The 25,752-nt window shown below is 65.7% G+C and carries 25 protein-coding genes; 14 read left to right on the top strand and 11 right to left on the bottom strand.

The window, feature by feature from the left end; all coding sequences use genetic code 11:
- Positions 1–26 precede the first annotated feature (26 nt).
- The 11 genes from CAP2UW1_RS03700 to CAP2UW1_RS03650 all read right to left on the bottom strand — a co-directional run bounded on the left by CAP2UW1_RS03700 (position 27) and on the right by CAP2UW1_RS03650 (position 12,990).
- A complete protein-coding gene (locus CAP2UW1_RS03700; RefSeq protein ID WP_015765333.1) occupies positions 27–1,487 on the bottom strand; it encodes a nickel-dependent hydrogenase large subunit in 1,461 nt (486 codons plus the stop codon).
- Positions 1,484–2,482, bottom strand: coding sequence for an NADH-quinone oxidoreductase subunit B family protein (locus CAP2UW1_RS03695; protein ID WP_015765332.1), 999 nt, complete (start codon positions 2,480–2,482; stop codon positions 1,484–1,486). The genes CAP2UW1_RS03700 and CAP2UW1_RS03695 overlap by 4 nt, the downstream gene beginning before the upstream one ends.
- Positions 2,479–3,939: a sigma-54-dependent transcriptional regulator gene (locus CAP2UW1_RS03690; RefSeq protein ID WP_015765331.1), complete on the bottom strand. Its 1,461-nt coding sequence runs from the start codon at positions 3,937–3,939 to the stop codon at positions 2,479–2,481. Before CAP2UW1_RS03690 ends, CAP2UW1_RS03695 begins: the two co-directional genes overlap by 4 nt.
- Positions 3,936–5,654, bottom strand: a complete 1,719-nt coding sequence (locus CAP2UW1_RS03685) for a hydrogenase maturation protein (protein ID WP_015765330.1) — start codon at positions 5,652–5,654, stop codon at positions 3,936–3,938. The genes CAP2UW1_RS03690 and CAP2UW1_RS03685 overlap by 4 nt, the downstream gene beginning before the upstream one ends.
- An 11-nt stretch (positions 5,655–5,665) precedes the next feature.
- The gene (gene hypE, locus CAP2UW1_RS03680) at positions 5,666–6,655 is read right to left on the bottom strand and encodes a hydrogenase expression/formation protein HypE (protein WP_081444270.1); all 990 of its coding nucleotides are present in this window, start codon (positions 6,653–6,655) and stop codon (positions 5,666–5,668) included.
- A gap of 56 nt (positions 6,656–6,711) precedes the next feature.
- Positions 6,712–7,866, bottom strand: a complete 1,155-nt coding sequence (gene hypD, locus CAP2UW1_RS03675; RefSeq protein WP_015765328.1) for a hydrogenase formation protein HypD — start codon at positions 7,864–7,866, stop codon at positions 6,712–6,714.
- 132 nt (positions 7,867–7,998) lie between these two features.
- Positions 7,999–8,241, bottom strand: a complete 243-nt coding sequence (locus CAP2UW1_RS03670; protein ID WP_015765327.1) for a HypC/HybG/HupF family hydrogenase formation chaperone — start codon at positions 8,239–8,241, stop codon at positions 7,999–8,001.
- The gene (gene hypF, locus CAP2UW1_RS03665; RefSeq protein WP_015765326.1) at positions 8,232–10,556 is read right to left on the bottom strand and encodes a carbamoyltransferase HypF; all 2,325 of its coding nucleotides are present in this window, start codon (positions 10,554–10,556) and stop codon (positions 8,232–8,234) included. Before hypF ends, CAP2UW1_RS03670 begins: the two co-directional genes overlap by 10 nt.
- 1 nt (position 10,557) lies before the next feature.
- On the bottom strand, positions 10,558–11,637 hold the full coding sequence (gene hypB / locus CAP2UW1_RS03660) for a hydrogenase nickel incorporation protein HypB (protein WP_015765325.1): 1,080 nt from the start codon (positions 11,635–11,637) through the stop codon (positions 10,558–10,560).
- Between the two features lie 17 nt (positions 11,638–11,654).
- Entirely contained in the window at positions 11,655–11,996 is a 342-nt protein-coding gene (gene hypA, locus CAP2UW1_RS03655; protein WP_015765324.1) for a hydrogenase maturation nickel metallochaperone HypA, read from the bottom strand.
- Positions 11,989–12,990 (bottom strand): nickel-dependent hydrogenase large subunit, encoded by a 1,002-nt coding sequence (locus tag CAP2UW1_RS03650; protein ID WP_015765323.1) that lies wholly within the window; start codon positions 12,988–12,990, stop codon positions 11,989–11,991. The genes hypA and CAP2UW1_RS03650 overlap by 8 nt, the downstream gene beginning before the upstream one ends.
- 137 nt (positions 12,991–13,127) lie before the next feature.
- On the opposite strand from CAP2UW1_RS03650, the gene ccmA reads away from it, so the two are divergent.
- The 14 genes from ccmA to CAP2UW1_RS23515 all read left to right on the top strand — a co-directional run bounded on the left by ccmA (position 13,128) and on the right by CAP2UW1_RS23515 (position 25,749).
- Positions 13,128–13,784, top strand: coding sequence for a cytochrome c biogenesis heme-transporting ATPase CcmA (gene ccmA / locus CAP2UW1_RS03645; protein WP_015765322.1), 657 nt, complete (start codon positions 13,128–13,130; stop codon positions 13,782–13,784).
- Entirely contained in the window at positions 13,778–14,446 is a 669-nt protein-coding gene (gene ccmB / locus CAP2UW1_RS03640; RefSeq protein ID WP_015765321.1) for a heme exporter protein CcmB, read from the top strand. The genes ccmA and ccmB overlap by 7 nt, the downstream gene beginning before the upstream one ends.
- Positions 14,447–14,462: 16 nt before the next feature.
- Positions 14,463–15,212: a heme ABC transporter permease CcmC gene (gene ccmC, locus CAP2UW1_RS03635; protein ID WP_015765320.1), complete on the top strand. Its 750-nt coding sequence runs from the start codon at positions 14,463–14,465 to the stop codon at positions 15,210–15,212.
- Between the two features lie 4 nt (positions 15,213–15,216).
- Positions 15,217–15,441: a heme exporter protein CcmD gene (ccmD, locus tag CAP2UW1_RS03630; RefSeq protein WP_015765319.1), complete on the top strand. Its 225-nt coding sequence runs from the start codon at positions 15,217–15,219 to the stop codon at positions 15,439–15,441.
- Positions 15,438–15,917 (top strand): cytochrome c maturation protein CcmE, encoded by a 480-nt coding sequence (gene ccmE, locus CAP2UW1_RS03625; RefSeq protein ID WP_015765318.1) that lies wholly within the window; start codon positions 15,438–15,440, stop codon positions 15,915–15,917. The genes ccmD and ccmE overlap by 4 nt, the downstream gene beginning before the upstream one ends.
- 16 nt (positions 15,918–15,933) lie before the next feature.
- Entirely contained in the window at positions 15,934–17,928 is a 1,995-nt protein-coding gene (locus CAP2UW1_RS03620) for a heme lyase CcmF/NrfE family subunit (RefSeq protein WP_015765317.1), read from the top strand.
- A gap of 10 nt (positions 17,929–17,938) precedes the next feature.
- Complete coding sequence (locus tag CAP2UW1_RS03615; protein WP_015765316.1) at positions 17,939–18,523, top strand: DsbE family thiol:disulfide interchange protein; 585 nt, start codon at positions 17,939–17,941, stop codon at positions 18,521–18,523.
- Positions 18,520–19,005 (top strand): cytochrome c-type biogenesis protein, encoded by a 486-nt coding sequence (locus tag CAP2UW1_RS03610; protein ID WP_015765315.1) that lies wholly within the window; start codon positions 18,520–18,522, stop codon positions 19,003–19,005. The genes CAP2UW1_RS03615 and CAP2UW1_RS03610 overlap by 4 nt, the downstream gene beginning before the upstream one ends.
- The gene (gene ccmI, locus CAP2UW1_RS03605; protein ID WP_015765314.1) at positions 19,002–20,219 is read left to right on the top strand and encodes a c-type cytochrome biogenesis protein CcmI; all 1,218 of its coding nucleotides are present in this window, start codon (positions 19,002–19,004) and stop codon (positions 20,217–20,219) included. The genes CAP2UW1_RS03610 and ccmI overlap by 4 nt, the downstream gene beginning before the upstream one ends.
- 34 nt (positions 20,220–20,253) lie before the next feature.
- Positions 20,254–20,544 (top strand): nucleotidyltransferase family protein, encoded by a 291-nt coding sequence (locus CAP2UW1_RS03600; RefSeq protein ID WP_015765313.1) that lies wholly within the window; start codon positions 20,254–20,256, stop codon positions 20,542–20,544.
- Positions 20,537–20,890: a HepT-like ribonuclease domain-containing protein gene (locus CAP2UW1_RS03595; protein WP_015765312.1), complete on the top strand. Its 354-nt coding sequence runs from the start codon at positions 20,537–20,539 to the stop codon at positions 20,888–20,890. Before CAP2UW1_RS03600 ends, CAP2UW1_RS03595 begins: the two co-directional genes overlap by 8 nt.
- 689 nt (positions 20,891–21,579) lie before the next feature.
- Positions 21,580–22,161 (top strand): NapC/NirT family cytochrome c, encoded by a 582-nt coding sequence (locus CAP2UW1_RS03585; RefSeq protein WP_015765311.1) that lies wholly within the window; start codon positions 21,580–21,582, stop codon positions 22,159–22,161.
- Positions 22,162–22,276: 115 nt separating this feature from the next.
- Positions 22,277–23,116: an ethylbenzene dehydrogenase-related protein gene (locus CAP2UW1_RS03580; protein WP_015765310.1), complete on the top strand. Its 840-nt coding sequence runs from the start codon at positions 22,277–22,279 to the stop codon at positions 23,114–23,116.
- 203 nt (positions 23,117–23,319) lie between these two features.
- Positions 23,320–25,749 (top strand): sensor histidine kinase, encoded by a 2,430-nt coding sequence (locus tag CAP2UW1_RS23515; RefSeq protein ID WP_049778512.1) that lies wholly within the window; start codon positions 23,320–23,322, stop codon positions 25,747–25,749.
- Positions 25,750–25,752: the final 3 nt, after the last annotated feature.

The following is a 25,752-nucleotide window of genomic DNA, read 5'->3' as shown; positions in this document are numbered from 1 at the left end:
CGCGCTGTTGTCCTCACAGATTATGGTCAGTGCACCGTGCACACCATGCACGGATCGAACGACCGCACGACGTGCTGGACGGCCAGCGGCACCCTTTCGTCCTCGCCCACCGGCAGCCCGACGAGCGCCTGCTCGAGCGCGCCGGGAACTCCCGCCGCGTCGCGTGGCGAGAAGTTCCAGGTGGTCGGGGCGATGATCTGGTAGCCGGCGATCTTGCCGCCTTCGATGCGCAGCCAGTGGCCGAGAGATCCGCGCGCGGCTTCGACGAGGCCGACGCCACTCGCCTGATCGGGCAACTGCCAGGCATGGCAGAAGGCTTCGCCCGGTGTCAGGGCGCGTACCCAGCCTTCCATCGCCGGCACCACCAGGGCGAGTTCGAGCAGCCGGGCGACGACCCGCGCCAGAACGCTGCCGCCTTCCGCCGCCACCAGCGCGCGCACGAGCGGCTGCCCGGCGACCATCTGGCGAGCCAGGGCGCCGGTCTCGACGATGCGTCCGTCGTAGCGCGGCGCCTTGCACCAGGTATAGGCGCTGGCCTTGTCGGCAAACTCGCCGGTGAGCGGACGCGTTTCGCCTTGCCGCGGATGCAGCGGCCGGTCGCCGTGCAACCACGCATGCGTCACGTCCTCGCGGATCAACGGTTCCTCGAACGGCCGGCGTTGGCCATGCCAGACGCCGCGCGCAAAGAGCGGCTGGCCGTCGCGACCACCATGGGCGTAGGCTCCGTAACTCAGAAAGGTGTCGCTGGCGCGTCCGCAGCGAGCGAGATCGAGATCGCCGGCGATTTCGAGGAAACGCGGCAGATCGCCCGGCCTGCCCTCGGCCCAGGCGGCGAGTTCGTCGGCGCTGCCGATCGCGGCGACGTTCTCGAGTGCGTCGCCAAAGACGGTGCTGCTCAAGAAAGCGCGGAACTCGCGCAAGACGACGAGCAGGCGCACCTTCTCGGTTGCCGTCACGGCGCGCGTCGTGCCGCCCGGCTGCAGCGCCAGACTGTGCGGCCACTTGCCGGCGAGATAGCCCATCAGGCGCAGCAGGTCGGCGCGCGCCGGCAGCACCTCGCGCAACGCCTCGCCGACGGTGGCCTGGAAACGCCGTTCGGTCGTGGCATGCCAGGAGCAGCCGCGGTAGGCGGCACGCGCGAAGTCGGGCATGAAGAAGAGGTAGAAATGCGTCAGATGATCGGCCAGGTTTTCGCAGGCGAGGATCAGATTGCTCGCCAGGCGGCCATTCGGCGGCATATCGACGCCAGCCGCGGCAGCCAGCGCTGTGGCGGCAGCGGCCGACTGCGACACCGAACAGATGCCGCAGATGCGCGGCACGATGACCAGCGCGTCGAGCGGGTGCTTGGCGAGCAGGATGTGCTCGAAGCCGCGGTAGAGCGACGAGCTGACCTGCGCCGAAGCGACGCGACCATCGGCGATGTCGAGCGTCACTTCGAGGTCGCCTTCGACGCGATTGAAGGGACCGATAGTGAGGCGCCGCGTCACTTCGGGCCGCTCTTGCGGATTCCCGGCGCGATCAGCGGATGGTCGGAACGTGAGTTCTCGCGCACGCGCTTCGGGGTGGCCGACTTGGAGAGCGCGGCGAGGGCGACGAACCACGCCTTCGGCATGTCGATCGGCAGGCCGGTCGGGATGCCGGCGATCTTCGGCGTCTCCATGAACGGATGCCCGGGCTCCTCGAAACCGGGCTCGGTGCAGGAAATGCAGGCGAAGCCGCCGCGCACGCACGAGCCGACGCCATGCCACGGCCGCAGGTTGCAATCAGCGTTGGCCTGCGTGCCCTTGCAGCCCATGTTCTCCATCAGGCAGCCGAGGTCGGAGAGTTTCTGCGCGCTCGCCTTGAATTCGTAGAACTCGTTCCTCGGGCAGCCGTGATGGACCAGTTGTTCGGTGTAGAAACGCGGTCGCTGCCAGGCGTCGAGGTCGGCCGCGTTCAGGGCGCCGAGGGCCAGCGAGAGCAGCGTGTCGACGATCCAGCCGGGATGCGTCGGGCAGCCGGCGACGTTGATCACCGGCAGGCCCGCGCCGGAACGAAAATCGGTGCCGAGCAGGCCGCCTTCCTGATCGCCGTCGAACTGCAGTCCGCAGGCGTCGGTGACGTTCTCGCCGCCGGAAACGATTCCGCCATAGGCGCTGCACGTGCCGATGGCGAGCACGTAGGCGGCGCGTGCCGCCAGTTCGCGGACCCACGCGATCAACGGCCGGCCACTGCCCGACAGCATCTGAAAACGCCCGCTTCCGTTCGGCCCGCGCAGCAGCGCGCCTTCGACGCAGAGGATGTCGAAGGACAGGCGTCCGTCGGCCGCCGCGCGCAGGAGATCCAGCGTCTCGTCGCCGGTGCTTTCCGACATGCCGGGATGCAGGACGAGTTCGATGCCGCCGTCGGCGAACTGCGCGAGAACGCCGGCCCGGCTCTCGGCGCCGAGCAGCGATTGCGTGCAGCCGCCGCAACCCGCCGCCTGCAGCCAGATGAGTTTCATGCCCGCTCCAGCCCGTAACGCAACAGCTTGTTGCGCAGGCCGACGCGCGACAAGCCCAGTTCGGTAGCTGCCCGCGACTTGTTCCAGCGATGGCGGATCATCGTCTCCTTGAGCACACGCGCTTCGAGCGCTTCCATGCGCTCCTTGAGCCCGCCATCGACGGCAATGCAGTCGAGGAGGTCGTCCGGCTGTTGATCGACCGCCGGGGTGCGCAGGATGCGCGGCGCCAGCAGCTCGGCACCGAGGCGCGGCGAATCGGCAAGCGCCAGCATGCGCAGGATCTCGTTTTGCAACTCGCGCACGTTGCCCGGCCAGGGGTAGGCGGCGAGGCAGGCGAGCGCTTCGGTGCTGAAGCCGTCGACTGCCTTGCCGAGGACTTTCTGGCTGGCCTCGAGCAGGCGGCCGGCGAGCAGCGGGATGTCCATCGCCCGCTCGCGCAGCGCCGGCACGTGCAGGGTCACGGTGGCCAGCCGGTAGTAGAGATCCTCGCGAAAGGTGCCGGCGCGCACCTCGGCCTCGAGGTCGTGATGCGTCGCCGCGACGACCCGCACATCGACCGACTGCGGCCGCGTCGCGCCGAGCGGCCGGAACTCGCCTTCCTGCAGCACACGCAGGAGCTTGACCTGGAATACCGAGCTGGTGTCGCCGATTTCGTCGAGAAAGATCGTTCCGCCGTCGGCCTGCTGGAAGCGGCCGCTGCGGTCTTCATAGGCGCCGGTGAAGGCGCCGCGCTTGTAGCCGAACAACTCGGCTTCGAGCAACTGGTCGGGCAGCGCGCCGCAGTGCTCGATGACGAAGGCCTTGTCGGCACGCCGGCTGCGGTAATGAATGGCGCGCGCGACCATTTCTTTGCCGGTTCCCGATTCGCCGCTGATCAGCACCGACAGGTCGAAGGGCGCGATCTTCTCGACCAGCCCGCAAACGGCATTGAGCGGGCTAACCGGCGTGCGCACCATGCCGTCGAGTGCGAACTCGCGTTTGACGCGCTCGCTTTTCAGTTCGACGCGCCGGGCGAGAACCGGTTCGGCGGTGCGCAGCTCGAGCGACAGGCGCTGGTTCTCCTGCTGCAGGCGGTAGACCCTGGCCGCGGTCTGCAGCGTCAGCAGCAACTGCTCGGGCTGCCAGGGCTTCATCAGATACTGGTAGATGCCGGCTTCGTTCACGCCGGCGATGATGTCTTCGGCATCGGTATAGCCGGACAGGATGATGCGCAGTGTATCCGGCCACTGACTGCGCACCGTCTTGAGGAACTCGACGCCGGTCATTCCCGGCATGCGCTGGTCGCAGACGACGATCTGCACCCACTCGGTCTCCATGATCCGCTGCGCCTCTTCGCCGGTCGACGCGGTGAATACGTCGAAGTCGTCTTCGAGCGTCCGCCGCAGGGCTTCCTGCGAACGAATCTCGTCGTCGATGACGAGCACCGTCGGCAGTCTGGGCTTCGGGCTGGCGCTCATTGCGGCACCGTCCAGCCGAGATCACGGTGGATCGCCAGATGACGCGGCGTCCACGACGCCGGCGTCTTGTACACGAAATGGTGACGGGCAACGTGATAGCTCGGGTCGAAACCATAGAAATTTCGCTGCAGTTCGACGAGCTCGGCGTGGCGATAGCTCGCCAGCGGCTTCGCCGCTTCATCGGCAAGACGCCCGGCGCGCTTGACCTGCAGCCGGACGGCGAGGTCGGGAGCAGCGGCCAGTTCGGCGGCGCGGCGGGCGACGTCGATGCGGAAAGCGTCGGCGTCGGCGGCCAGGCAGGCGTCGAGAAAACCCGCCGCGACGCCGGCAGCGACGTTCATCGGCAAACGGTTGCGCATGATCGCCTGCGCTGCCGCGGCACCGACCCGCTTCGGCAACAGGTAGGTCCAGTACTCGGAGCCATAGAGGTTGCCCATGTTGCGGTAATGCGGATTGAGCAGCACGCCGGCACGCGCCCAGACGAAATCGGCCGCGCGTGCCAGGAAGCAGCCACCGGCACCGCAATTGCCCTGCAAGGCGGCGATGGTGAGCTGACTGTCGCTGCTGATGATCGCTTCGGCGAGATCGTCGATGGCGTTGATGTTCGCCCACGACTCGTCGGCCGGCGAGTCGGCGGCTTCGATCTGCTGCAGGTGGATGCCGTTCGACCAGAAGTCGCGCCCACCCATCAGGACGATGACGCTGACCGGCCGCTGGCGCGCCCTGTCGTAGGCCGCTTGCAGGCGCCGACACTGACGCGTGCTCATCGCGCCGTTGTAGAAGTCGAAATGCAGGAAACCCACCCCGCCGGCCTCTGCGTAGCGGATGTCCTGCCAGGTCTGACCGGCAGGCGCGAACGCGTCGCCAAGCGGCGCCTCCGGGATCGTCGCCAACGGCGCCGCAAAAACCTGCGCCGCCGGCAGCTTGAGCGAAGGAGTCGAATCGAGACGCCGCACGTGCCCGATCCACACAGCACCGTCGACCGTCGCCCGCAGGATCGCCGTCTCTCGCCAGGCGATCACCTGGCCGGGAACGCCGCCGCGCAGCGTGTCTTCCGGGCAAACGTCATAGAGGTGGCAGGGCTCGCCGAACAGTTCATCGGCGACACCGGGGAAGCCGTCAGCGGCGTTGATCCTGGCAAGAACGTGCGCGGTATCGTCGCGCTGCCAGTCGATGGCGCGCTCGGCCTGTTTGAGCAAAGGCCGCTGGCGGCCGCGCAGCGACGGATCGCCGGCAACGAGCGGCGTCGGCACGAAGCCGCCCACCGCGAAACGCTCGACGGCCTTCAGTACGGCACGCGTCGCGGCTTCGCTCACCTCGTGGCGGTAGAGACTCGATTTCTTCGCCTGACGCATGGGGAAAGTCTCGCTTGCCCAGATCGGCCCGCCATCCATCTCGCCGGTCGCCTGCAGCACAGTGACTCCCCAGGTCGGCTCGCCTTCCTGAATCGCCCAGTCGAGCGCCGACGGACCGCGATCGCCGACGATCCCCGGATGCACGATCAGGCAGGTGTGCTGCTGCCAGATCGCAGCGGGAATCGCCCGCCGCAGATAGGGCGCGATGATCAACTCGGGCCGGAACAAGGCAACGGCTTCTTCGCTCACCGCGTCGGCAATGTCGAACTCGATGGACAGCAGGTGCCCGCGCGCACCGAGTTCGCTGTACAGGCGCTGACTCAAGCTGTTGAAGGCGTGGCACAGGAAGAGAATGCGCATCGTGCCGCGGCTCAGCAGATACGCGGCAACTGCTCGCCGGTCAGCCAGTCGACGATGCGCCGGCCGCCAAAGGCGGTGGTCATCTGCACGAAATGCTGCGCGTCCCGATGGACGGTGCCGATCAGGGCCGCTCGTTGGCCGAGCGGATGCGCGTGCATCGCCGCGAGCAGCGAATCGGCGTCTTCCAGCGCGACGATCGCCAGCAGCTTGCCCTCGTTGGCGACGTACAGTGGGTCGAGGCCAAGGAACTCGCAGGCCGCCGCAACCTCGGCCTGCACCGGCAGTGCGCTTTCCTGCAGCATCATGCCGACGCCCGATTGGCGGGCAATTTCGTTGAGCGTCGTGGCGACGCCGCCGCGCGTCGGGTCGCGCAATGCACGAATCGCCGCTCCGCTCGCGCGCATGGCGGCAATCAGGCCGTGCAGGGCCGCGGTATCGGAGACGATGGGCGCCGCAAAGCCGATACTCTCGCGTTGCGCCATGATCGCCATGCCATGCTCGCCGATGCTGCCGGAGACGATGATGCGGTCACCCGGTCGGGCGCGGTCGCCGGACAGCTCCTGGCCCTCGGCGACGACGCCGACGCCGGTGGTCGTGATGTAGACCCCGTCGCCCATTCCCTTCTGGACGACCTTGGTGTCGCCGGTGACCACCGGCACCGCCGCGTCGCCGGCGGCGGCGGCCATCGACTCGACGATACGCGCCAGATCGCCGAGCGGAAAGCCCTCCTCGAGAATGAAGCTGGCCGCCAGATAGAGCGGCGTCGCGCCCATCACCGCGACATCGTTGATCGTGCCGTGCACGGACAGACAGCCGATGTCGCCGCCGGGAAAGAACAACGGCGAGACGACGTGCGCGTCGGTTGACATCACCAGTCGACCCGGCGGGATCGGTAACACCGCCGCATCGTTGCCCTGCCCCAGATAGGCATTGCCGAGCCGACTGGTAAACAGCTCTTCGATCAGTTGCGCCATGGCCCGACCACCACTGCCATGTGTCATGTCGACACGACCCTGCCGGAGGTCCAGCGGCCGCACATAGCCCTTGCGCACGCCGTTCACGGCGCCTCCGCCAGATCGGTAAAACGGCCGAACGAGTAGTGCGCCGCGCAGGCTCCCTCGGATGACACCATGCACGAGCCGATGGGGTTTTCCGGCGTGCAGACGCTGCCGAAGATGCGGCATTCCTGCGGTCGCTTGACGCCGCGCAGAATCGCGCCGCACTCACAGGCGGGATGATCGGCCACCGCCTCGTAGCCGACGGCGAAGCGGCGCTCGGCGTCGAAGTCGGCAAATTCCCGGCGGATCCGCAAGGCGCTGTAGGGCAGTTCGCCAAGTCCTCGCCAGGCAAACGAGCGGCGCAGTTCGAAGACTTCGGCGACCAGATCCTGCGCCTTGCGGTTGCCGTCGCGCGTCACGGCGCGCGAAAACTCGTTCTCGACGACCGCCCGACCGCTGTTGACCTGCTCTATCAGCATCAGGATGGCCTGCATCACGTCGAGCGGTTCGAAGCCGGCGATGACGACCGGCTTGCGGTATTCCTCGGCGAAGAACTCGTAAGGGCGCGTGCCGATGATCGTCGACACGTGCGCCGGACCGATGAAGCCGTCGAGGGGAACGGTGCCCCATTGACGGACTTCCGGCGATTCGAGGATGCTGGCGATCGCCGATGGCGTCAGCACGTGGCAGCAGAGGACCGAGAAGTTGCCGAGGCCGAGCGCCCGCGCCTGCTTGATGAGCACCGCCGTCGGTGGCGTCGTGGTTTCGAAGCCGATGGCGAAAAAGACTACCTGACGCTGCGGGTTCCGCTGCGCAAGGGTCAGTGCATCAGCGCCCGAGTAGACCATCCGGATGTCGCCGCCAACGCCGGCGCGGCCCAGCGCCGCTTTCGCCTTGAGCAGCGACAAGCCGCCCGACGCCGGTACGCGCATCGGGTCACCGTAACTGCACAAGGTAACGCCGGCTTCGCGAACGAGGCGAATCGCCATGTCTATGCGGCCGATTGGCAGCACGCAAACCGGACAGCCGGGACCGTGAATCATGCGCACGTGACCTGGCAGAAGATCCGTAACGCCGTAGCGCGAGATGGCGTGCGTGTGCCCGCCGCAGAACTCCATGAAATGATAGTCGCGATCGCCGCGCGCGTGCTGCCGAATGGCCGCCGCCAGACCTCTGGCCAATTCGCCGTCCCGGAACTCGTCGATGAACCTCATCTGCCGGCGTGCTCGCTTCTGGGCAATCGCATTTCCTGAGACCCCTCCAATCCCCTGATGCGCGTGGCGCGGTGCCGTGGCCAATCTGAACGTGTCGGTGGTGAGGAACGAACCCCAACCTACGCCACCGCGTCAACCGGCTGTGGTCTCCTGCAGGGCCGCTTCGCCGAGTTCGGCGAAGAGCGCCAGCGTCTTGTCGGCCTCATCGGGATCGAGCCGGGTCAGCGCGTAGCCGACGTGCACGATCACATAGTCTCCGACCACGACATCGTCCACCAGTGCCAGCGAGATCTCCTTGCCGACACCGGCCATGTCGATCACGGCCATGTCGTCAGGCCGCAGTTCGACGACTCGGCAGGGAAGCGCTAGGCACATTCGCCCGCGCTCCCCTGGCGACCTACCAGATGCTGTAGAGCCACCCAGGCCTGCCCGACAGCTAGGCCACCGTCGTTGGGCGGCACCTGGCGGGCTTCGATGAGTTGAATTCCCTGCGCACCCAGCCGGCTGCGCAGGGCACGCACGAGGACTTCGTTGAGGAAACAGCCGCCACTGCCGGCAACCGCTCGCTCACCAGGAGCAACGACCCGCAACCAGTCGACGAGTGCCGCGGCCAGCGTCGCGTGAAAGAGCGCGGCGCCACGTTCGGCATTCCTTTCATCGGCGAGAACCGCGAACAGGGGCAGGAGATCGAGGCGGCCGTCTTCGATTCGCCAGCCCTGATCGAGCGGCAGGATGTCGCCGTAGCTCTGTGCCAGGCCCTCCATCAGCATCGCCGCCTGTCCTTCATAAGCCATCACGGCCTTCACGCCGAGCAGCCCGGCAGCGGCATCGAACATCCGGCCCATGCTGGTCGTCGGCGGGCAGTGGATGTTGCCGATCAGCATTTGCGCGACTGCCGGCGCAGCTTGCTGCCCGGAAAAGCGCTCCGTGATCTCCTGGGTACGGCCAAGTCTGTGCAAGGCCGCCGCTGCCATTCGCCACGGTTCGTTGGCAGCACGGTCGCCACCGGGCAGAGCCAGCGGCACGAGATGGCCGAGACGTTCGAATGCCGCGCCATCGACGCGCAACAGTTCGCCGCCCCAGGCCGCACCGTCGGTGCCCAGCCCGACACCGTCGAGCGACAGCGCCAATGTACTGCCTTCGATGCCGTGCTCGGCCAGCACTGCGGCGGCGTGCGCATGGTGGTGCTGGACACCCAGCAGCGGCAAGCGACGCTGCTGGGCGAAATCAGCGGCAAAGCGTGTCGAGTGAAAGTCCGGGTGCAGGTCGTGGGCGACGATCGCCGGCTCGACGCCAAGAAATTTGACCAGTTGCTCGACACATTCCTCGAGGAAATTGCACACCGAGGCATTGTCGAGATCGCCAACGTGCTGCGAAACGAAAGCCTCGTCGCCGCGAGTGACGCAGATCGTGTTCTTGAACCAGGCACCGACAGCCAGCACCGAGGGACCGGAGACCGGCATCTTGATCGCCCGCGGCGTATACCCACGGGCACGACGGATGAACTGCAGACCGCCGGTGGTGATTCGTGCGACGCTGTCGTCGCAGCGGGTGACGATGTCGCGGTCATGCATCAGGAAAGCGTCGGCGATTCCGTACAGGCGCAGCAAGGCTTCGCTGTTGCCGATCACCAGCGGCTCGCCACCGGGATTGGCGCTGGTCATCACCAGCGCCAAATCCTGCGACCGTTCCAGCCAGCCGAGACCGGCCGGGCGCTTCGCCGCTTCGTGAAAGAGCAGGAACTGCAACGGCGTGTATGGCAGCATGACACCGAGCCAGGCCAGTCCCGGCGCCACCCCGGGCAACGCCTCGTCGCAACTGCCGCGCTTGCGCAGCAGGATCGCCGGGCGCGTCGGCAGCGTCATCAATCCCGGTTCGCCGATTCCCATCTGCACCAGCCGAGCGGCCGATGGAGCGTTGGCCAGCATCACGACAAAAGGCTTCTCGTCGCGCTGCTTGCGCTCGCGCAGGACGGCAACCGCCACCGCGTTGCGTGCGTCGCAAGCCAGATGGAAGCCTCCCAGCCCCTTGATGGCGACGATCTTGCCCTGCTGCAGCAGGGCCAGTGCGCCGGCGATCGGGTCGTCGGCGAGCCGGTGCCCTTCGGCATCGAGAAGGAAAAGCTGCGGGCCGCATTTCGGACAGCAATTGGCCTCGGCGTGGAAGCGCCGGTCTTCGGGTCGCCGATACTCGCACTGACACTTGGGGCACAAGGCGAAGGGCTTGAGGCTGGTACGCACCCGGTCGTAGGGCAGGCCACGGCTGATCGTGTAGCGTGGTCCGCAGTTGGTGCAATTGGTGAAGGCATAGCGCCAGCGCCGGTTGCCCGGGTCGAACATTTCCGTCAGGCAGTCGCGGCAGACGGCCGTGTCGTGCCCGATCATCGTCGCCGCCCGACCACTGCGGCTGTCGATGATCACGAAATCGTCGCCAGGGTAGGCCGGGGCCGTCTCACGGGAGACTACCGAATTGATGCGGGCCAGCGGCGGCGCCTCCTGTTCCAGCCGTTCGGTGAGACTTCTCACCTTGGCGGCCGCGCCGCGCACCTCGATCTCGACCCCGCGCGAGTCGTTGCGAACCCAGCCGGCGAGGCCCAGTTCCCTGGCCAGCCGCCAGACGAAGGGGCGAAAGCCGACTCCCTGAACCACTCCGCTGACGCGGATGTTCTGACAGACGATGGCGTTCGACATGTCAGCCTCGCGCAGCAGCAGGGAGCATGGCTTCGAGTTCGGCGATTCGTCGCCGCAACGAAGCCATGGTCGCTTGTTTTTTCTCCTGTCGGGCGGCGCAACCGGCCATCAGCCACGCCAGCCACTCGGCAAGACCCTCGCCGGTAGTCGCGGACACCTGAATCACCTGTAGCGCCGGGTTGACCTGCCGCGCGTAGCTGATCGCCAGATCGCCGTCGAAGCTCACGTACGGCAGCAGATCGATCTTGTTGACCAGCATCAGCGAGGCGGCATGGAACATGTTCGGGTACTTGAGCGGTTTATCCTCTCCTTCGGTGACCGAAAGGATCACTACCTTGTGCGCCTCACCAAGATCGAAAGCCGCCGGGCAGACGAGATTGCCGACGTTCTCGATCATCAGCAGCGAATCGTCCACCGGCGACAACTGGTGCAGCGCGTGACCCAGCATGTGCGCGTCGAGATGACACCCCTTGCCGGTATTGATCTGAATCGCGGGGACGCCGGTCGCGCGGATTCGCTCGGCGTCGCGGCTGGTCTGTTGATCTCCTTCGACGACGGCGATGGGCACCCTCGCCTTCAGCATTTCGATGGTCCGGCAAAGCAAGGTCGTCTTGCCCGAACCGGGACTCGACACCAGATTGAGGGCGAAGATCCCCTGCTCGTCGAAACGATGACGGTTCTCTGCCGCGTAGGAGTCGTTCTTGGCGAGAATGTCGCGCTCGATCTGCACCATCCGCGACTCTCGCCTCCCCGACACGTCCGTGCCCGCCGGGCCCTGACCGTCGGCAAACGCGGCAAGGTGATCGTGTTCATGGTCGTGGTCGTGGCCGTGCGTATGCTCGTGGACAGCCGTGTGGTGAGCGTGCCTGTGCGGCTTGCCGCCCGCGTGCGGGTGGGAATGGCCAGTGCCGCCATCGACGGCGCTATAGCGCATTGCCGCCGCAGCGACCCCTGCTTCCCCCCCGGCCGGGCCCTCGGGCGGCGCGTGGACCGTACCCTCAGCACGCGTCTCTTCCTTCTCGGACAAAGCCTTGCCGGCGACGCGTGCTTCCCCGGCACCACAACCGCATGTCGTACACATCGTACTGTCTCCTGTTGTTATTCGACCTCCAGCTCCTTGACCCGCATCTCGGTTCCCCCGGTCGGCTGAACCGGGTGACCGCCGCAGGCTGGGCAGGGGTCGTACAATGCCGCGAGCGGCACCGTCTTGTTACAATTAAAGCATAAACCTTGGCCCGCCACAGTTATTACATCCAGTTCGGCGCCGTCGGCCAGCGTGCCGCGGCTGACGGCGTCGAAACAGAAGCGCATCGCCTCGGGTTCGACCGCCGAGAGTTCGCCGATTTCCAGCACAATTGACCGTACGCGCTGGAAACGCTGCGCCCGCGCCGCCTCTTCGACAATCTGCAGGATGCCGACAGCCAGTGACATTTCATGCATCGTCGATGCTCCACGCGTAGGGAACGCAAGGATCGAGCGACAGGGCCAGGCGGCCCGCCGCGAGCAGGGCGTCGGCGTGCGTCGCCACCGGACAGCCGGTGATCTCGCGGACAAAAGCGCCTTGCGGATGAAAGTTCCATTCGGTCGGCGCGACGATCAGATAGCGCCCGACGCGGTCGCCGGCGAGTTCGATCCAGTGCAGCAAGGTTCCACGCGCCGTTTCGACGCGCGCCAGCCCGCAGCCTTCGCCCACCGTCGCCGCGTCCACGAGAGTGCCGACGCGGGTCAGGTCAGCCAGGCCTTGCGCCAGCCAGCGCAGCTCGGCATGGCGCGCCAGCAGCCGCGCGCGTACCCGCCGACCCTTGGCGAGAAAGGCAGCCACCCCGGCCTGGCCAGCGTGCCGGGCAAGCACGCCGGTTTCGGCCGGCTGACCGGCAAAGGTCGGCAAATCGGCAAAGGCCTCACTGTCGACTTGTGGCGCCCACCCGGCGGCCGAGAGCGAAGGCAACAAAGCCACCGCATCAGCGCTGGCGAGGTCATCGAACTGCGGCGAGTGCAGTTCGTCCAGCCAGGTCGTGAGTTCACCTGCCAGGGCCGCGGCGGTCGTCGCGTCGACGGCGCCGTGCAGGCGCCTGCGCCAGAACGCGAGTTCCCGGCCGGGGTTGGACCGGCAAGGCACACCGATCATCTGTGGCCAGGAGATCAGGAGATGGTGGAGGTGCTCGGCAATCGCTTCGAGCGCAACGTTCAGCCCCAGATCCAGCCTGGCGTCGAGTCGCGCTGGTTCAGCACGCGCCGCCTGCAGGGACAGCCGTGCGGCCGCTCCCTGCGCGTGGCGACAGAGGCTGAACAGGCGGGGAACCACTTCCAGAACCCGCGCCGCCGGCAGTCCGCGCAAGGCACGTGCCACCGGCGGCCGGGTCGAAGCGACGCGGGCCGCAACAATCTGCGTCCCGTCCCACGTCAGCGATAGCTGCAGAGACCCCGCTTCCACGCCACACTCCCCGAAAATATCTCAAGAGACTACTAAAAGCCTTTGAATCGATTTTGATTTCGATCAATCCGGGGCTAAACTCCCGCCTTCACAATACGCCCTCGCCGGCCTCGGTCACTTGCGCGATCTACCCCTGCATGCTTGAAGCTTCGAAACTGGAATGCGTACGCGGCGAGCGCCGCCTGTTTGCCGGCGTCAGCTTCCGCCTGGATGGCGGCGAAATGCTTTATCTGCAGGGCAGGAACGGCTCGGGCAAGACAAGCCTGTTGCGCATGCTGTGCGGCATGACGCCAGCAGCGAGCGGCGAGATCCGCTGGCGCGGCAAGCCGATCCGCAAGCTTGGCGAGGAGTTTCGCAGCGAACTGTGCTACCTCGGTCACCAGAACGCGATCAAGGAGGAACTGACGCCACTCGAAAACCTTCTGTCTGCGGCCAGACTGGCGCAGGAGGCGCTCGACGAGGACTCGGCACTCGATGCTCTCGAACAGGTCGGACTGCATGGCCGCGAGGACCTCGCCTGCCGCTATCTGTCGCAGGGGCAGAAACGCCGCGCGGCGCTGGCCCGCCTGGTGCATGAGAAGCGCGCGCTGTGGGTGCTCGATGAACCCTATGTCGCACTCGACACGGCGGCCGTCGACCTCGTCGCCCGACTGATCGGCGCCCATCTGCAGCGCGGCGGACTGACGGTCCTCACCACCCACCAGTCGGTAGCGGTGCCGGCGGGAGCCGTACGCGAGCTCTGGCTTGGCACCGAGGAAGCCGGCGACGCTCGCCACGCGCTGACAGAATGCTAGTATTGATCCGCGCCGTCATCGGCCGCGACTTGCGACTGGCGATGCGGCGACAGGCCGACATCGTCGCGGCGACGTTCTTTTTCATCATCGTCGTCAGTCTCTTCCCGCTCGGCGTCGGGCCGGATGCGGACCAATTGCGCAAGCTGGCGCCGGGAGTCCTGTGGGTCGCTGCACTGCTGGCGACGATGTTGTCGCTGCCGCGGCTGTTTGCCGACGACCATCGCGACGGCACGCTCGAACAACTGGCGCTGGCGCCGCAGCCCCTGGGTCTGATCGTGTTCGGCAAGGTCATCGCGCACTGGCTGGTCGCCGGCCTGCCGCTGGTGCTGCTGGCACCGGTGCTGGGAATCCAGTTCGATCTGGCCAACGACGCGCTGGCGGTACTGACGCTGTCGCTGCTGATCGGCACGCCGGCGCTTTCCGGGATCGGCGCGATAGGCGCAGCACTGACGCTGGGGGTGCGCGGTGGCGGCGTGCTGCTGTCGCTGCTGGTCCTGCCGCTCTACGTTCCGGTGCTGATCTTCGGTGCCGGCGCGGTCGACGCGACGGTCAGCGGGCTTGGCCCGCAGGCCCATTTGTCGCTGCTCGGCGCCCTGGCGCTCGGCGGCGTGTTTTTTGCGCCGTGGCCGACTGCCGCGGCCCTGAGGATCGCCCTGGAATGATTCCCGGCAGCCAACGATGAGTAACCGAGTGATCAACTGGTTCAGATACGCCAGCCCGCAGACCTTCTACCCGCTTGCCGGCAAGCTGATCCCGTGGTTCTGGGCGCTGGCCGCGATTTTCGGCGTCGCCGGACTGAGCATCGGCTTCCTGCTCGCGCCGACCGACGCGCAGCAGGGCGAGGGCTATCGAATCATCTTCCTGCATGTGCCCGCGTCCTGGATGTCGATGTTCATCTACCTGGTGATGGCCTTTTGGGCTGGCACCGGTCTGGCTTTCAACACGCGCCTGTCGGGAATGATGGCCTCCGCGCTGGCGCCGACCGGCGCCCTTTTCGCCTTCCTGTCGCTGTGGACCGGCGCGCTGTGGGGCAAGCCGATGTGGGGCGCCTGGTGGGTCTGGGACGCACGCCTGACATCCGAGCTGATCCTGCTCTTCCTGTATATCGGCTTCATCGCCTTGCAGGCGGCGATAGACGACCCGCGCCGGGCCGACAAGGCCGGCGCGATCCTCGCGCTGGTCGGTGTGGTGAACATTCCGATCATCTATTTTTCGGTCAAGTGGTGGAACACGCTGCACCAGGGGGCTTCGGTCAGCCTGACGAAAGCGCCGAGCATGGCGGCGATGATGCTCTGGGGAATGCTGCTCTGCGCACTCGCCTGCTGGATGTACAGCATCGCGGTCGCCCTGATGCGCGTGCGCACGATCATGCTCGAGCGCGAGCGGCACACCGACTGGGTGCGCGCCCTGCTCGGCGAAAGGGAGTAGGCCCATGCACTGGAACAGCCTTGGCGATTTTCTGGCGATGGGCAACCATGGTCTGTACGTCTGGGGATCGGTCGCGGTCATGGCGCTGCTCATGGTGGCGGAACCGATGCTGCTGCGGCGGGGTCGGAAGAAACTGGTCGCGCGCCTCAAGCGACAACTCCGCGCCGAGAGATCGGAAGCCCGCGCCGCCAGCGAACCCCTCACCACAACGCGCAGGAGTCACGGTTGAAACCTCGTCACAAGCGCCTCGCCCTGATCGCTGGTGGTCTGGCGATTCTGGGCATCGTCGCCACGCTGGTGCTCAATGCCTTCCAGAGCAATCTGGTGTTCTTTTTCTCGCCAACCCAGGTGGCCGCCGGCGAAGCCCCCAGGGGCAAGAACTTCCGCATCGGCGGCATGGTCAAGGAAGGCTCCCTGCAGCGCGAGGCCGACGGAGTGACGCTGCGCTTCGTCGTCACCGACACCGACAAGGACATGACGGTAGCCTACAAGGGGATCCTGCCCGATCTCTTCCGCGAGGGCAAAGGGGTCGTCGCGCAAGGCAGGCTGGGCGAAGATGGCGTCTTCGCCGCCAGCGAGGTCCTGGCCAAACACGACGAGAACTACATGCCGCCGGAGGCCGCCAAGGCCGTCGGCGACGCGCACCAGCGGGCAGCAGCCAACAAGGCGGCTAGCGAAGCCGCCGCCAAGACCATCAAGCAGTAATGCGGACGACACGCTCATGATCCCGGAACTCGGCAACTTTGCGCTCATTCTCGCGCTCTGCGTGGCCCTCGTGCAGGGTACGCTGCCACTGATCGGCGCCCACACCAATCGCCAACCATGGATGGCGCTGGCCCGCCCGGCGGCGGCGGCGCAGGGACTGCTGCTGGCGTTCGCCTTCGGCTGCCTGACCACCGCCTTCATCCAGAACGATTTCTCGGTGGTCTATGTCGCCCAGCATTCGAACACGCTGCTGCCGCTCGAGTACCGCGTTGCCGCCGTCTGGGGCGGCCACGAAGGCTCGCTGCTACTGTGGGTGGTGATGCTGGTGCTGTGGACGCTGGCCGTTGCCGGACTGTCGAGAGCGCTGCCCGCGCCCATGGTCGCGCGCGTGCTCGGCGTTCTCGCGCTGCTTACCGCCGGCTTCCTGCTCTTCATCCTGCTCACCTCGAACCCCTTCGAGCGCGTTCTGCCGGCCGTCGAAGAGGGGCGCGACCTCAACCCGCTGCTGCAGGACCCGGGGCTGATCTTTCACCCACCGATGCTCTACATGGGCTATGTCGGTTTCTCGGTCGCCTTTGCTTTCGCCATCGCCGCACTGCTTTCAGGCCAGCTCGACGCCGCCTGGGCGCGTTGGTCGCGACCGTGGACGACGGCGGCATGGGTTTTCCTGACCCTCGGCATCGCGCTGGGCTCGTGGTGGGCGTACTACGAACTCGGCTGGGGCGGCTGGTGGTTCTGGGATCCGGTCGAGAACGCATCGTTCATGCCCTGGCTGGTCGGCACGGCGCTGGTGCACTCGCTGGCGGTGACCGAGAAGCGCGGCAGTTTCAAGAACTGGACCGTGTTGCTGGCGATCTCGGCGTTCTCGCTTTCCTTGCTCGGCACCTTCCTGGTCCGTTCCGGCGTGTTGACTTCGGTACATGCCTTTGCCACCGACCCGCGCCGCGGCATCTTCATTCTCGTCTTCCTGGTGGCCGTCATCGGCAGCTCGCTGGCGCTGTTTGCCTGGCGTGCGCCGAAGGTGGGGCTGGGTGGCCGCTTCGCGCTGCTCTCGCGCGAGTCGCTGCTGCTCACCAACAACGTGCTGCTGGTCGTCGCCTGCGCATCGGTGCTCCTCGGCACCCTCTATCCGCTGTTGATCGACGCACTCGGCGCCGGCAAGCTGTCGGTCGGCCCACCCTACTTCGACGCCGTCTTCGTACCGCTTATGCTGCCGGCAGCGTTCCTGATCGGCGTCGCGCCCTTTGCCCGCTGGAAACAGGCCAGCGTCGGCGAACTGGCGCGTACCCTGCGCTGGGCTTTCCTGGCGGCGGCGCTGGTCGGCGTCGGTGCACCCTTTGTGTTTGGCGAGTGGAAACCGCTGGTGGCGCTGAGCCTCCTGCTGGCGGCGTGGATCGTTCTCAGCGCGCTGCTCAATTTCGTCGACCGGGTGCGCTCGACACGCGCCGGCCAGTCGTTCTTCACCGCGGCACGCCGGCAGCCGCGCAGTTTCTTCGGCATGCATCTGGCGCACCTTGGTATCGCCGTGTTCATCGTCGGCGTGACGATGGTCGGCGCCTATCAGGCCGAGAAGGACGTCAAGATGGAAATCGGCGATACGGTCAGCGTCGGCGGCTACACCTTCCGCTTCAACGGCGTACGTCCGGCGCAGGGGCCGAACTACCGGGCGCTGGTCGGCGACATCGACCTCGTCAGCGAGGGCCGGACGATCCGCAAGATGTTCCCGGAAAAACGCTTCTACGTCGCTTCGTCGATGCCGATGACCGAAGCAGCGATCGATACCGGCTTACTGCGCGACGTCTATGTCTCGCTTGGCGAACCGATCGACAAGGCCAGGCCGGATGCCGCCTGGGCCGTTCGCGTCTATTACAAACCCTTTGTCGACTGGATCTGGGGCGGCTGCGTACTGATGGCGCTTGGTGGCCTGGTCGCCATGACCGACCGCCGCTACCGGGTCAAGGCAGCCGCCCACTCGCCCGCGCCACCGGTTTCGCTGGCCCAGAACGCCTGAGAAAACACCCATGAACCGCTTCCTCTGGCCACTTATCGGCTTTGTCGTTCTCGTCGCCCTGCTCGCCGTCGGGCTCAACCTCAATCCGCGCGACGTACCCTCGCCGCTGGTCGGCAAACCGGCGCCCGACTTCGCGCTGCCCCAACTGGCAGCGCCGGAGCAGACTTTTTCGCCGAAAGACATGCTCGGCAAGGTCTGGCTGCTCAATGTCTGGGCATCGTGGTGCGTTTCGTGCCGGCAGGAACATCCGGTGCTCGTCGAACTGGCGAAACGCCAGACTGTTCCGCTGATCGGCCTGAACTACAAGGAGGTGCGTGGTGATGGCGCGATCGACATCGACAAGGTCGCCGCCGGAGCGGAAAAACCGTTGGTGATCGAGCGTGCCGCCGCCTGGCTCGCCAAACACGGCAATCCGTATGCGCTGTCGGCACTCGACATCGACGGTCGCGTCGGCATCGACTACGGGGTCTATGGCGTGCCGGAGACCTACGTCATCGACCGGGCCGGCATCATCCGCATGAAGCACACCGGCCCGATCACCCCCGAGGTCTACTCCGGCAAGATCCTGCCGCTGCTGGCGGAGCTGTCGAAATGAGGCGCTGGCTGATCGTTCTGCTGGTCGCCCTGGGAAGCTTCGGCGCGGGCGGCCTGCACGCCGGGGAAGCCCAGCCCCTCGCCGAGGATGAGGTGACCGAGAAGCGGCTGGTCGCCATCTCCACCGAACTGCGCTGCCTCGTCTGCCAGAATGAATCGCTGTCCGGTTCACACGCGGAACTGGCCAACGACCTGCGGCGCGAGATCCGCACGCTGATCAAGGACGGGCGAAGCGACGCCGAGATCATGGAATTCATGGTCAGCCGCTACGGCGACTTCGTCCGTTATCGGCCGCCACTCAAGGGAACGACTCTGCTGCTGTGGTTCGGGCCTGGCGTTCTGTTCGTCGGCGGCCTCGCCGCGCTGGTGCTTTACCTGCGCCGCCGTGACCGGGCCATCAGCGACACGCCGCTGACCGCCGACGAACAGCGTCAGGCAGACACGCTGCTGCAGGACACGGATTCTCGTCAAGGACTCTCATGACCGGCTTCATCATCGTCGCGGCGCTGCTCGTCGTCGCCGTCATCGCACTTCTGTTGCCGCCGCTCTGGCGTGCGCCGCGAGCATCAGGCACCGCCGACCGTCGCGAAGCCAATCTGGCGGTTTTCCGCGACCAGATCAGCGAACTGGAGCGCGAGCGCAACGACGGCCTGCTCGCCGAGGCCGACTTCGTTTCGGCCAGAAACGAGTTGCAGCGCCGCTTGCTCGACGAGGTCCAGCCAGCGACCACAACCCCGGCAGGGAACGACTCGGGTGGCCGCAAGACTGCCCTCGCGCTGCTCGTCATCATCCCGCTGGCCGCCGCTGCCGGCTATACGCTGCTCGGCAGTCCGCGTGCGCTCGACCCGCTGCAGCGGCAGGCACGGCTGGCGCCACAGCAGATCGCGGAAATGGTCGCCGGTCTGGTCGAAAAACTCAGGAAGAATCCCGATGACAGCCAGGGCTGGGTGATGCTCGCCCGTTCCTACAAGGTCATGGAGCGTTTCCCCGAAGCTGCCGAAGCCTACAGCCGTGCCGGTACACTCGTGGACCAGGATGCGGCGCTGCTCGGCGACTATGCTGACGTTCTCAGCCGGAGTCATGGCGGCAGCCTCCAGGGCAAGCCCAGCGAACTGGTCGAACGTGCGCTCAGCATCGACCCGGACGAACCGCAGGCGCTACTGCTCGCCGGCGCGGCGGCGAGCGACCGCCAGCAGTTCGCCGCCGCCGCCACTTACTGGGCACGCTTGCTCGCCCAACTCGAACCCGGATCCGAAGAAGCGCGCGCGCTCGAGGCGGCGATAGCCAAAGCGCGCGAGATCGCCGCGGCCCAGGCGGCCGGCGACAAACCCGGCACGAAACCGAATGCCGGCGCCGGCGCCGTCAGCGGCGAAGTGACCCTGAGCGGCAAGCTTGCCGGTCAGGCCAAACCGAACGACATACTCTTCGTCTTCGCGCGCGCCGAGGACGGTCCGCGCATGCCACTCGCCGCCATGCGGGCCACGGTTGCCGACCTGCCCCTGCGCTTTCGCTTCGACGACTCAATGGCATTGGGCGGCGGCCGGAAGATATCGGACTTCAGGACAGTCAGCGTCGAGGCACGCATCGCCAAGGCGGGCATCGCGCAGAGTTCGAGTGGCGACCTCTTCGGCACACTCAAGGGCGTGAAACCGGGCAGCCAGAATCTGCGCCTGCTCATCGACCAAGTGCAGCCCTGATGACGCTGATTTACCGGATTGCATGGAGACAGAAGTGAATCGGTCACTCGCCATCGAGCTGCTCACGCGTAGCAAACCCATACTGGCTGCTCGCTACGGAGTGACGGAACTTGCGCTGTTCGGATCAACCGCACGCGACGCGGCGCGGAACGACAGTGATGTTGACGTGCTCGTCAGCTTTGATGGTCCGGCTACGTCCGAGCGCTACTTTGGCGTTCAGTTCTACCTCGAAGACCTGTTCGGCGCGCCGATCGATCTGGTGACCGACAAGGCTTTGCGCCCCGAGCTGCGTCCATTCGTCGAGAAAGAAGCCGTCCATGTCTGAGCGGCCAGCGCGCGAATGGCGGTTCTACGTCGACGACATGATCGGCTTTGCAGAGAAGGTGATCGCCTACACCGCCCAACTCGACCAGACGGCGTTCGTCGTCAATGAGTTGAACTACGACGCCACCTTGCGCAATCTGGAACTGATCGGCGAGGCTGCAACTCACATCCCGGACACCGTACGGGCTGCCAATCCACAGGTGCCGTGGCGGCTGATCATCGCCACCCGGAACCGGCTGATTCACGGCTACCTGGGAATCGACAACGATACTTTGTGGAGCATCATCCAGAGCGACATTCCGGTGCTCTTGCCAGGTCTGCGGCACCTCCGGGAACGGTCTTCCTGACGCAACCGGGCGTCGGCATGAAGGCCTTCCTCGCCCGTCCTCATGCATTCCGATCGAACAGAAACATTCGGGATGTTCGGTACGGACCATTGCCTCCGCTCCACGGCGCTTCGTCCCTCTCGGTTGTTGGCGTAGGGGATCCCAAGACAGACGCCTAATGCCGTTACCTGCTGCCACTGAACGAAACGACGCTGCTACTGTGGTTCGGACCGGGCGTTCTGTTCCTCCTTGTCCCGTTGCCCGCCGCTGCCGGCGATGCGCTGCGCGGCAGTCCACGCGCGCTTGCCGCCACAGCAGATCGCGGAGATTGTCGCCGACCTGGTAGAGAAAGCCAGGAAGAATCCCGAGCACAGCCAATGCTGGATAGACTCGCCTGCTCCTGCAAGGCCATGGAGCGTTTCCCCGAAGGTACCGACGCCGGCAACCATGCCGGCTGGCCGGCTTGGCGCAGAGTTCCCGTGGGGACATCCTCGGCACCCTCAAGGGCGTCAAGCCGGGCAGCCAGAATCTGCGCCTGCCCATCGACAACATGCAGCCCTGAGATCCTGACCACCCTGGGCGACAAGCGCCGACGCGACTTTCCCATTTGTTAACCTAGATCAAACCGTCGGCATCGGCTGATCCGCTAGACTCTCGCCAGCCTCGGCGTTTGGCAGAAGGCGTGGAAATCTCAGGGGGAGGGAAGCATCGTGTCCGATAACGGCTCAGGTTTCTGGGCAACACTCAAACGCCCAAGTGCCAAGTACTCGCTATTGGCCCTGCTGTCGGTCGGCTTCATCGCGGGCATCCTGTTCTGGGGTGGCTTCAATACGGCGATGGAAGCAACCAACACTCTCGAGTTCTGCATCGGCTGTCACGAGATGAAGGACAACGTCTATCAGGAGTACAAGACGACCATTCACTACAGCAACCGCACCGGCGTCCGCGCCTATTGCTCCGACTGTCACGTGCCCAGGGACTGGGGCCACAAGATGATGCGCAAGATCCAGGCGAGCCAGGAGGTCTATGGCAAGATCATGGGGACGATCTCGACTCCCGAGAAGTTCGAGGCCAAGCGCCTCGAATTGGCGGGCCACGAATGGGAGCGCATGAAGGGGAGCGATTCGCGCGAATGCCGGAATTCGTTCTCGGCGATGGATATCGAAAAGCAGAAGGCGCGCGCCTCGAAGATGCACAAGATCGGTCAGGACGAGAAAAAGACCTGCATCGATTGCCACAAGGGCATTGCGCACAGGAAGCCAAAGAACATGCCGGAAGAGGAAGACGAGTAGGCCCGCTGAACACGACCGGCGAGATCCCATCCACGGCCAGGCGCTGACCAGAAACCCGGGCCACCCCTGGCCGGCGATGACCGCATCAATACCTACTACTTGAGTGGAGTTTGTCATGAAAAGAACGAGCGTTTCCCTTGCCCTCTTCGGCGCGTTGCTGGTTTCCGGTGCGCAGTTCGCGCAGGCTGCTGCTCCCGACTGGAGCAAGGTTCCGAAACGCGACATTCAGGTGTTCCACGCCGGCGTGACGCCGATCGAGTGGGTGATGAAGAAATCGGACCATAGCGGTCGTACCGGGATCAACAAGGGCGAAACCTGCGTGGGTTGCCACGAGGAAAAGGGTGGCCTCAACTTCGACATGAAGCGCCTTGCCGGCAAGGATCTCGAGCCCAAGGGCGCGCCGAAGACAATGAGTTTCCCGGTCAGCGTGCAGAGCGCCTACGACAAGGATAACGCCTATATCCGCCTGACCTTCAAGGCACCGGCCGGTGGCGTCGATCCGGCCGACAAGGAGAACGATGTCAAGGTCGCCGTCATGTTCCCCAGCGACAAGGTAACGCAAGGCGCGCAGGTTGGTTGTTGGGCGACCTGCCACAGCGACGCACGCACCATGCCGGGGGCGGACGACAAGAAGACGAAGTACACCAAGGACGGCGCCTACGAACTGATGCAGTGGAAGAGCGCCAAGGGTGCCAAGGTGGTCGATGGCTCGGTGACCGACAAGCGCAACATGGAAGGCGGCACCGCCGGCGTCAAGGCGGAAGGCAGCAAGGCCGGCGACACCTATACGGTCACCTTCACGCGCAAGCTCTCCGGCCCTCTCGCCGAGGGCAAGGCGACGCCGTTCGGTGTCGCCATCCATGCCGACCATGCCACCGGTCGCTTCCATCACGTTTCGATGGGCTACACGATGGGCTTCGGTGCCGACGGCGACGTCAAGTCCGCGAAGCAATAGCCTCCTCCTTTGGCCAGGACAACGGGCAGCGTTTCGGCGCTGCCCGTTTTCTTTTCCGGGTTCCGACGCGTTCTGCCCCTTGAAGCCCCCTTCGCAACAGGGCTCGATTGACGACATTTGATCGGCTGCGTATCCTCGTGCCGGTGCCGTCGGATTTCCTGTCCCTTAGCGCCAGCAGACTGCGCAGGTCACGCCTAGGTGGCGTGGCTGCGGTCATCCTGGGCTTGCTGTCAAGCGTGCCTCTGGTCGGCGTGGGTATCTTTTACCTGGAAACCCCGCGTCTCGAGCAGCAGGCCTTTGCCGATCTGGGCGCCATCGCCGACCTGAAGGCGGGCCAGATCGAAGCGTGGCTGGCCGAGCGACGTGGTGATGCGCTGGTCCTCAGCGCCAGCCCCGGTCTCGTCGAAGACGCCGTCCGGGCAACGCGCGAGGTGGACCCCGGTGCGCGCAAGCGCATCCTGGACCGGCTCGAGACGCTCAGGCGGGCCTATGCCTACGACGGCTTCGTGGTGGTTGACGGTAACGCCCGGCAGATCCTAGCCCTCGGCTTGGACGAAACAACTGGCGAAGCACCTGTCCGGAAAGCGCTGCACACCGCCTTCCAGACCAGCCAGGTAGCGACGACAGATCTCTATCGGAGTCAGTCGGGCCGCGCCCACCTCGACTGGGTTGCGCCGCTGACCAAGAAAATGGACGGCAGGCAGCAAGTGGTGGGCGCCGTTATCCTCGACACTCCGGTAGAACGTGTCGTGTTCCCGTTGATTCAGAGCTGGCCAACGCCGAGCCCGAGCGCGGAGACGCTGCTGGTGCGCCAGGAGGGAGATGCCGTCCTGTATTTGAACGAGTTGCGCCATCGCAAGGGAACGGCGCTGCTATTCAGTCAAGCCCTGACCGATCCCGAACTGCCGGCCGCCCGCGCTGTACTGGCCGGCACGGCGCAGGTCATGACGGGAAAGGACTACCGCGGTGTCGGCGTACTGGCCGCCACCCGCCCGGTGGCAGGTACGCCATGGCATCTGGTGGCGAAAGTCGACCGCGACGAAGTACTGTCTCCGCTGCGCAATCTGGTCTTCTGGGTCAGCTTGGTCGCCACCTCGGCGGTGCTGGTCGTCGCCGTTCTCATCGTCCTGCTGTGGCGCCAGCAACTGCGAACACACCAACTGGAGTTGGCTGCCCAGGGTCTTGAAAAGGATCGCCTGCTCAGGTTCTTCTTCGATCTTCCCTTCGTCGGCATGACGATCCTGTCAGCGGACAACATGCGCTGGCTGCGCTTCAACGACTGCCTGTGCGAAATTCTCGGCTACCCGCGCGAGGAACTGGCCGACCTGACCTGGACCGAGCTCACGCATGCTGATGACCGCGCCGCCGAATCGATCCTGTTCGCAGGCGTCTTGAGCGGCGCCAGGGATGGCTTTCAGACGAACAAGCGCTTCGTGCGCCAGGATGGCAGGCTCGTCAACGTGACAGCAGACGTGAAAGCGGTTCGGCATCAAGACGGCAGCGTGGACTTCTTCGTTGCCACGGTCCAGGACATTACCGCGCGCCTGCAGGCCGAGGGTTTCGCCCAGGAGATCCTGGACAATGTCGATCAGGGATTCGTGGTCTATGATCGGGCGCTCAGGGTAGTTGTCTGGAACCGCTTCCTGGAACGTGCCATCGGGCTGCCACGCGAGGCGGCGATCGGCAGGCAGCTTCATGACTTGTTCCCCGACGCGCGACAGCACGGCATCGAAGCGCTGCTCGCGCGCGCGCTGGCGGGGGAAATGGTCGTCGCCGACGAGTTCGTGCCGCGCCTGCGCGGCACGACGGAACTGCTGAGGCCAGAGGCCGCACTGGATCATCGCGACGATCCACGCCTCTTCTGGACCTTGTCCTCCTACGCGCCACATCGGAACGTCAATGGCGACATCGACGGCGTTCTCGTCAACGTGGTTGATATGACCAGGCTCAAACATAGCCAGGATTTGCTGGTGGCGTCCAATGAAGAGTTGCGACAGCTTTCGCAGTATCTGGAGCGAGTTCGGGAGGATGAACGGGTGCGCATCGCGCGCGAACTTCACGATGACCTCGGCAGCACGCTGACGGGCGTCCGATGGGCAATCGCTCTGGCGATCGAGCGTGCGCAACAGGCAACGCCGCCCGGCGACGCCCAACTTCCCCAGGCGTTGCAGTTGGTGGATTCAGCCGTGGATGCGATGCGCCGCATCATCAACGATCTGCGACCGAGTGTCCTCGACCACCTCGGCGTATGGACGGCCATCGAGTGGTATGCTGGGCAGATTGAGGAGCGGACTGGCCTGCAATGCAAGGTCTCGATCGCCACGGAGGTCGCGGCTATCGATGTCGACCCCGACCGTGCCACAGCAATGTTTCGCATCGTCCAGGAAGCGCTGAACAACTTCGTCCGCCATGCCCAGGCGTCGCGCGCCGAGATTTGTGTTCGCCATGCGGCCGGCGCCGTCACGATTGCCGTCGAAGATGACGGTGTGGGGATTGGCGATGATGCCCTGATCAAGGCCAAATCCTGGGGTCTGCTCGGAATGCAGGAACGTGCCGCCCGGTTTGGCGGCAGTATCGCGCTGTCGCGCGGCGTTAGGAAAGGCACCATCCTTGTTCTGCACATGCCGCTTTGAGGC

Origin of the sequence: Candidatus Accumulibacter phosphatis (assembly GCF_000024165.1) — a bacterium.
In the GTDB taxonomy this organism is placed as follows: Bacteria; Pseudomonadota; Gammaproteobacteria; order Burkholderiales; family Rhodocyclaceae; genus Accumulibacter; species Accumulibacter phosphatis.
This window is presented reverse-complemented; position numbering and strand designations above follow the sequence as displayed.

Bases quoted from the DNA above. Each gene is read 5' to 3' on its own strand.
- CAP2UW1_RS03695 (WP_015765332.1), bottom strand. From the start codon at position 2,482: ATGAAACTCATCTGGCTGCAGGCGGCGGGTTGCGGCGGCTGCACGCAA.
- CAP2UW1_RS03690 (WP_015765331.1), bottom strand. From the start codon at position 3,939: ATGAGCGCCAGCCCGAAGCCCAGACTGCCGACGGTGCTCGTCATCGAC.
- CAP2UW1_RS03685 (WP_015765330.1), bottom strand. From the start codon at position 5,654: ATGCGCATTCTCTTCCTGTGCCACGCCTTCAACAGCTTGAGTCAGCGC.
- hypE (WP_081444270.1), bottom strand. From the start codon at position 6,655: ATGACACATGGCAGTGGTGGTCGGGCCATGGCGCAACTGATCGAAGAG.
- hypD (WP_015765328.1), bottom strand. From the start codon at position 7,866: ATGAGGTTCATCGACGAGTTCCGGGACGGCGAATTGGCCAGAGGTCTG.
- CAP2UW1_RS03670 (WP_015765327.1), bottom strand. From the start codon at position 8,241: ATGTGCCTAGCGCTTCCCTGCCGAGTCGTCGAACTGCGGCCTGACGAC.
- hypF (WP_015765326.1), bottom strand. From the start codon at position 10,556: ATGTCGAACGCCATCGTCTGTCAGAACATCCGCGTCAGCGGAGTGGTT.
- hypB (WP_015765325.1), bottom strand. From the start codon at position 11,637: ATGTGTACGACATGCGGTTGTGGTGCCGGGGAAGCACGCGTCGCCGGC.
- hypA (WP_015765324.1), bottom strand. From the start codon at position 11,996: ATGCATGAAATGTCACTGGCTGTCGGCATCCTGCAGATTGTCGAAGAG.
- ccmA (WP_015765322.1), top strand. From the start codon at position 13,128: ATGCTTGAAGCTTCGAAACTGGAATGCGTACGCGGCGAGCGCCGCCTG.
- ccmB (WP_015765321.1), top strand. From the start codon at position 13,778: ATGCTAGTATTGATCCGCGCCGTCATCGGCCGCGACTTGCGACTGGCG.
- ccmC (WP_015765320.1), top strand. From the start codon at position 14,463: ATGAGTAACCGAGTGATCAACTGGTTCAGATACGCCAGCCCGCAGACC.
- ccmD (WP_015765319.1), top strand. From the start codon at position 15,217: ATGCACTGGAACAGCCTTGGCGATTTTCTGGCGATGGGCAACCATGGT.
- CAP2UW1_RS03620 (WP_015765317.1), top strand. From the start codon at position 15,934: ATGATCCCGGAACTCGGCAACTTTGCGCTCATTCTCGCGCTCTGCGTG.
- CAP2UW1_RS03615 (WP_015765316.1), top strand. From the start codon at position 17,939: ATGAACCGCTTCCTCTGGCCACTTATCGGCTTTGTCGTTCTCGTCGCC.
- CAP2UW1_RS03610 (WP_015765315.1), top strand. From the start codon at position 18,520: ATGAGGCGCTGGCTGATCGTTCTGCTGGTCGCCCTGGGAAGCTTCGGC.
- ccmI (WP_015765314.1), top strand. From the start codon at position 19,002: ATGACCGGCTTCATCATCGTCGCGGCGCTGCTCGTCGTCGCCGTCATC.
- CAP2UW1_RS03595 (WP_015765312.1), top strand. From the start codon at position 20,537: ATGTCTGAGCGGCCAGCGCGCGAATGGCGGTTCTACGTCGACGACATG.
- CAP2UW1_RS03580 (WP_015765310.1), top strand. From the start codon at position 22,277: ATGAAAAGAACGAGCGTTTCCCTTGCCCTCTTCGGCGCGTTGCTGGTT.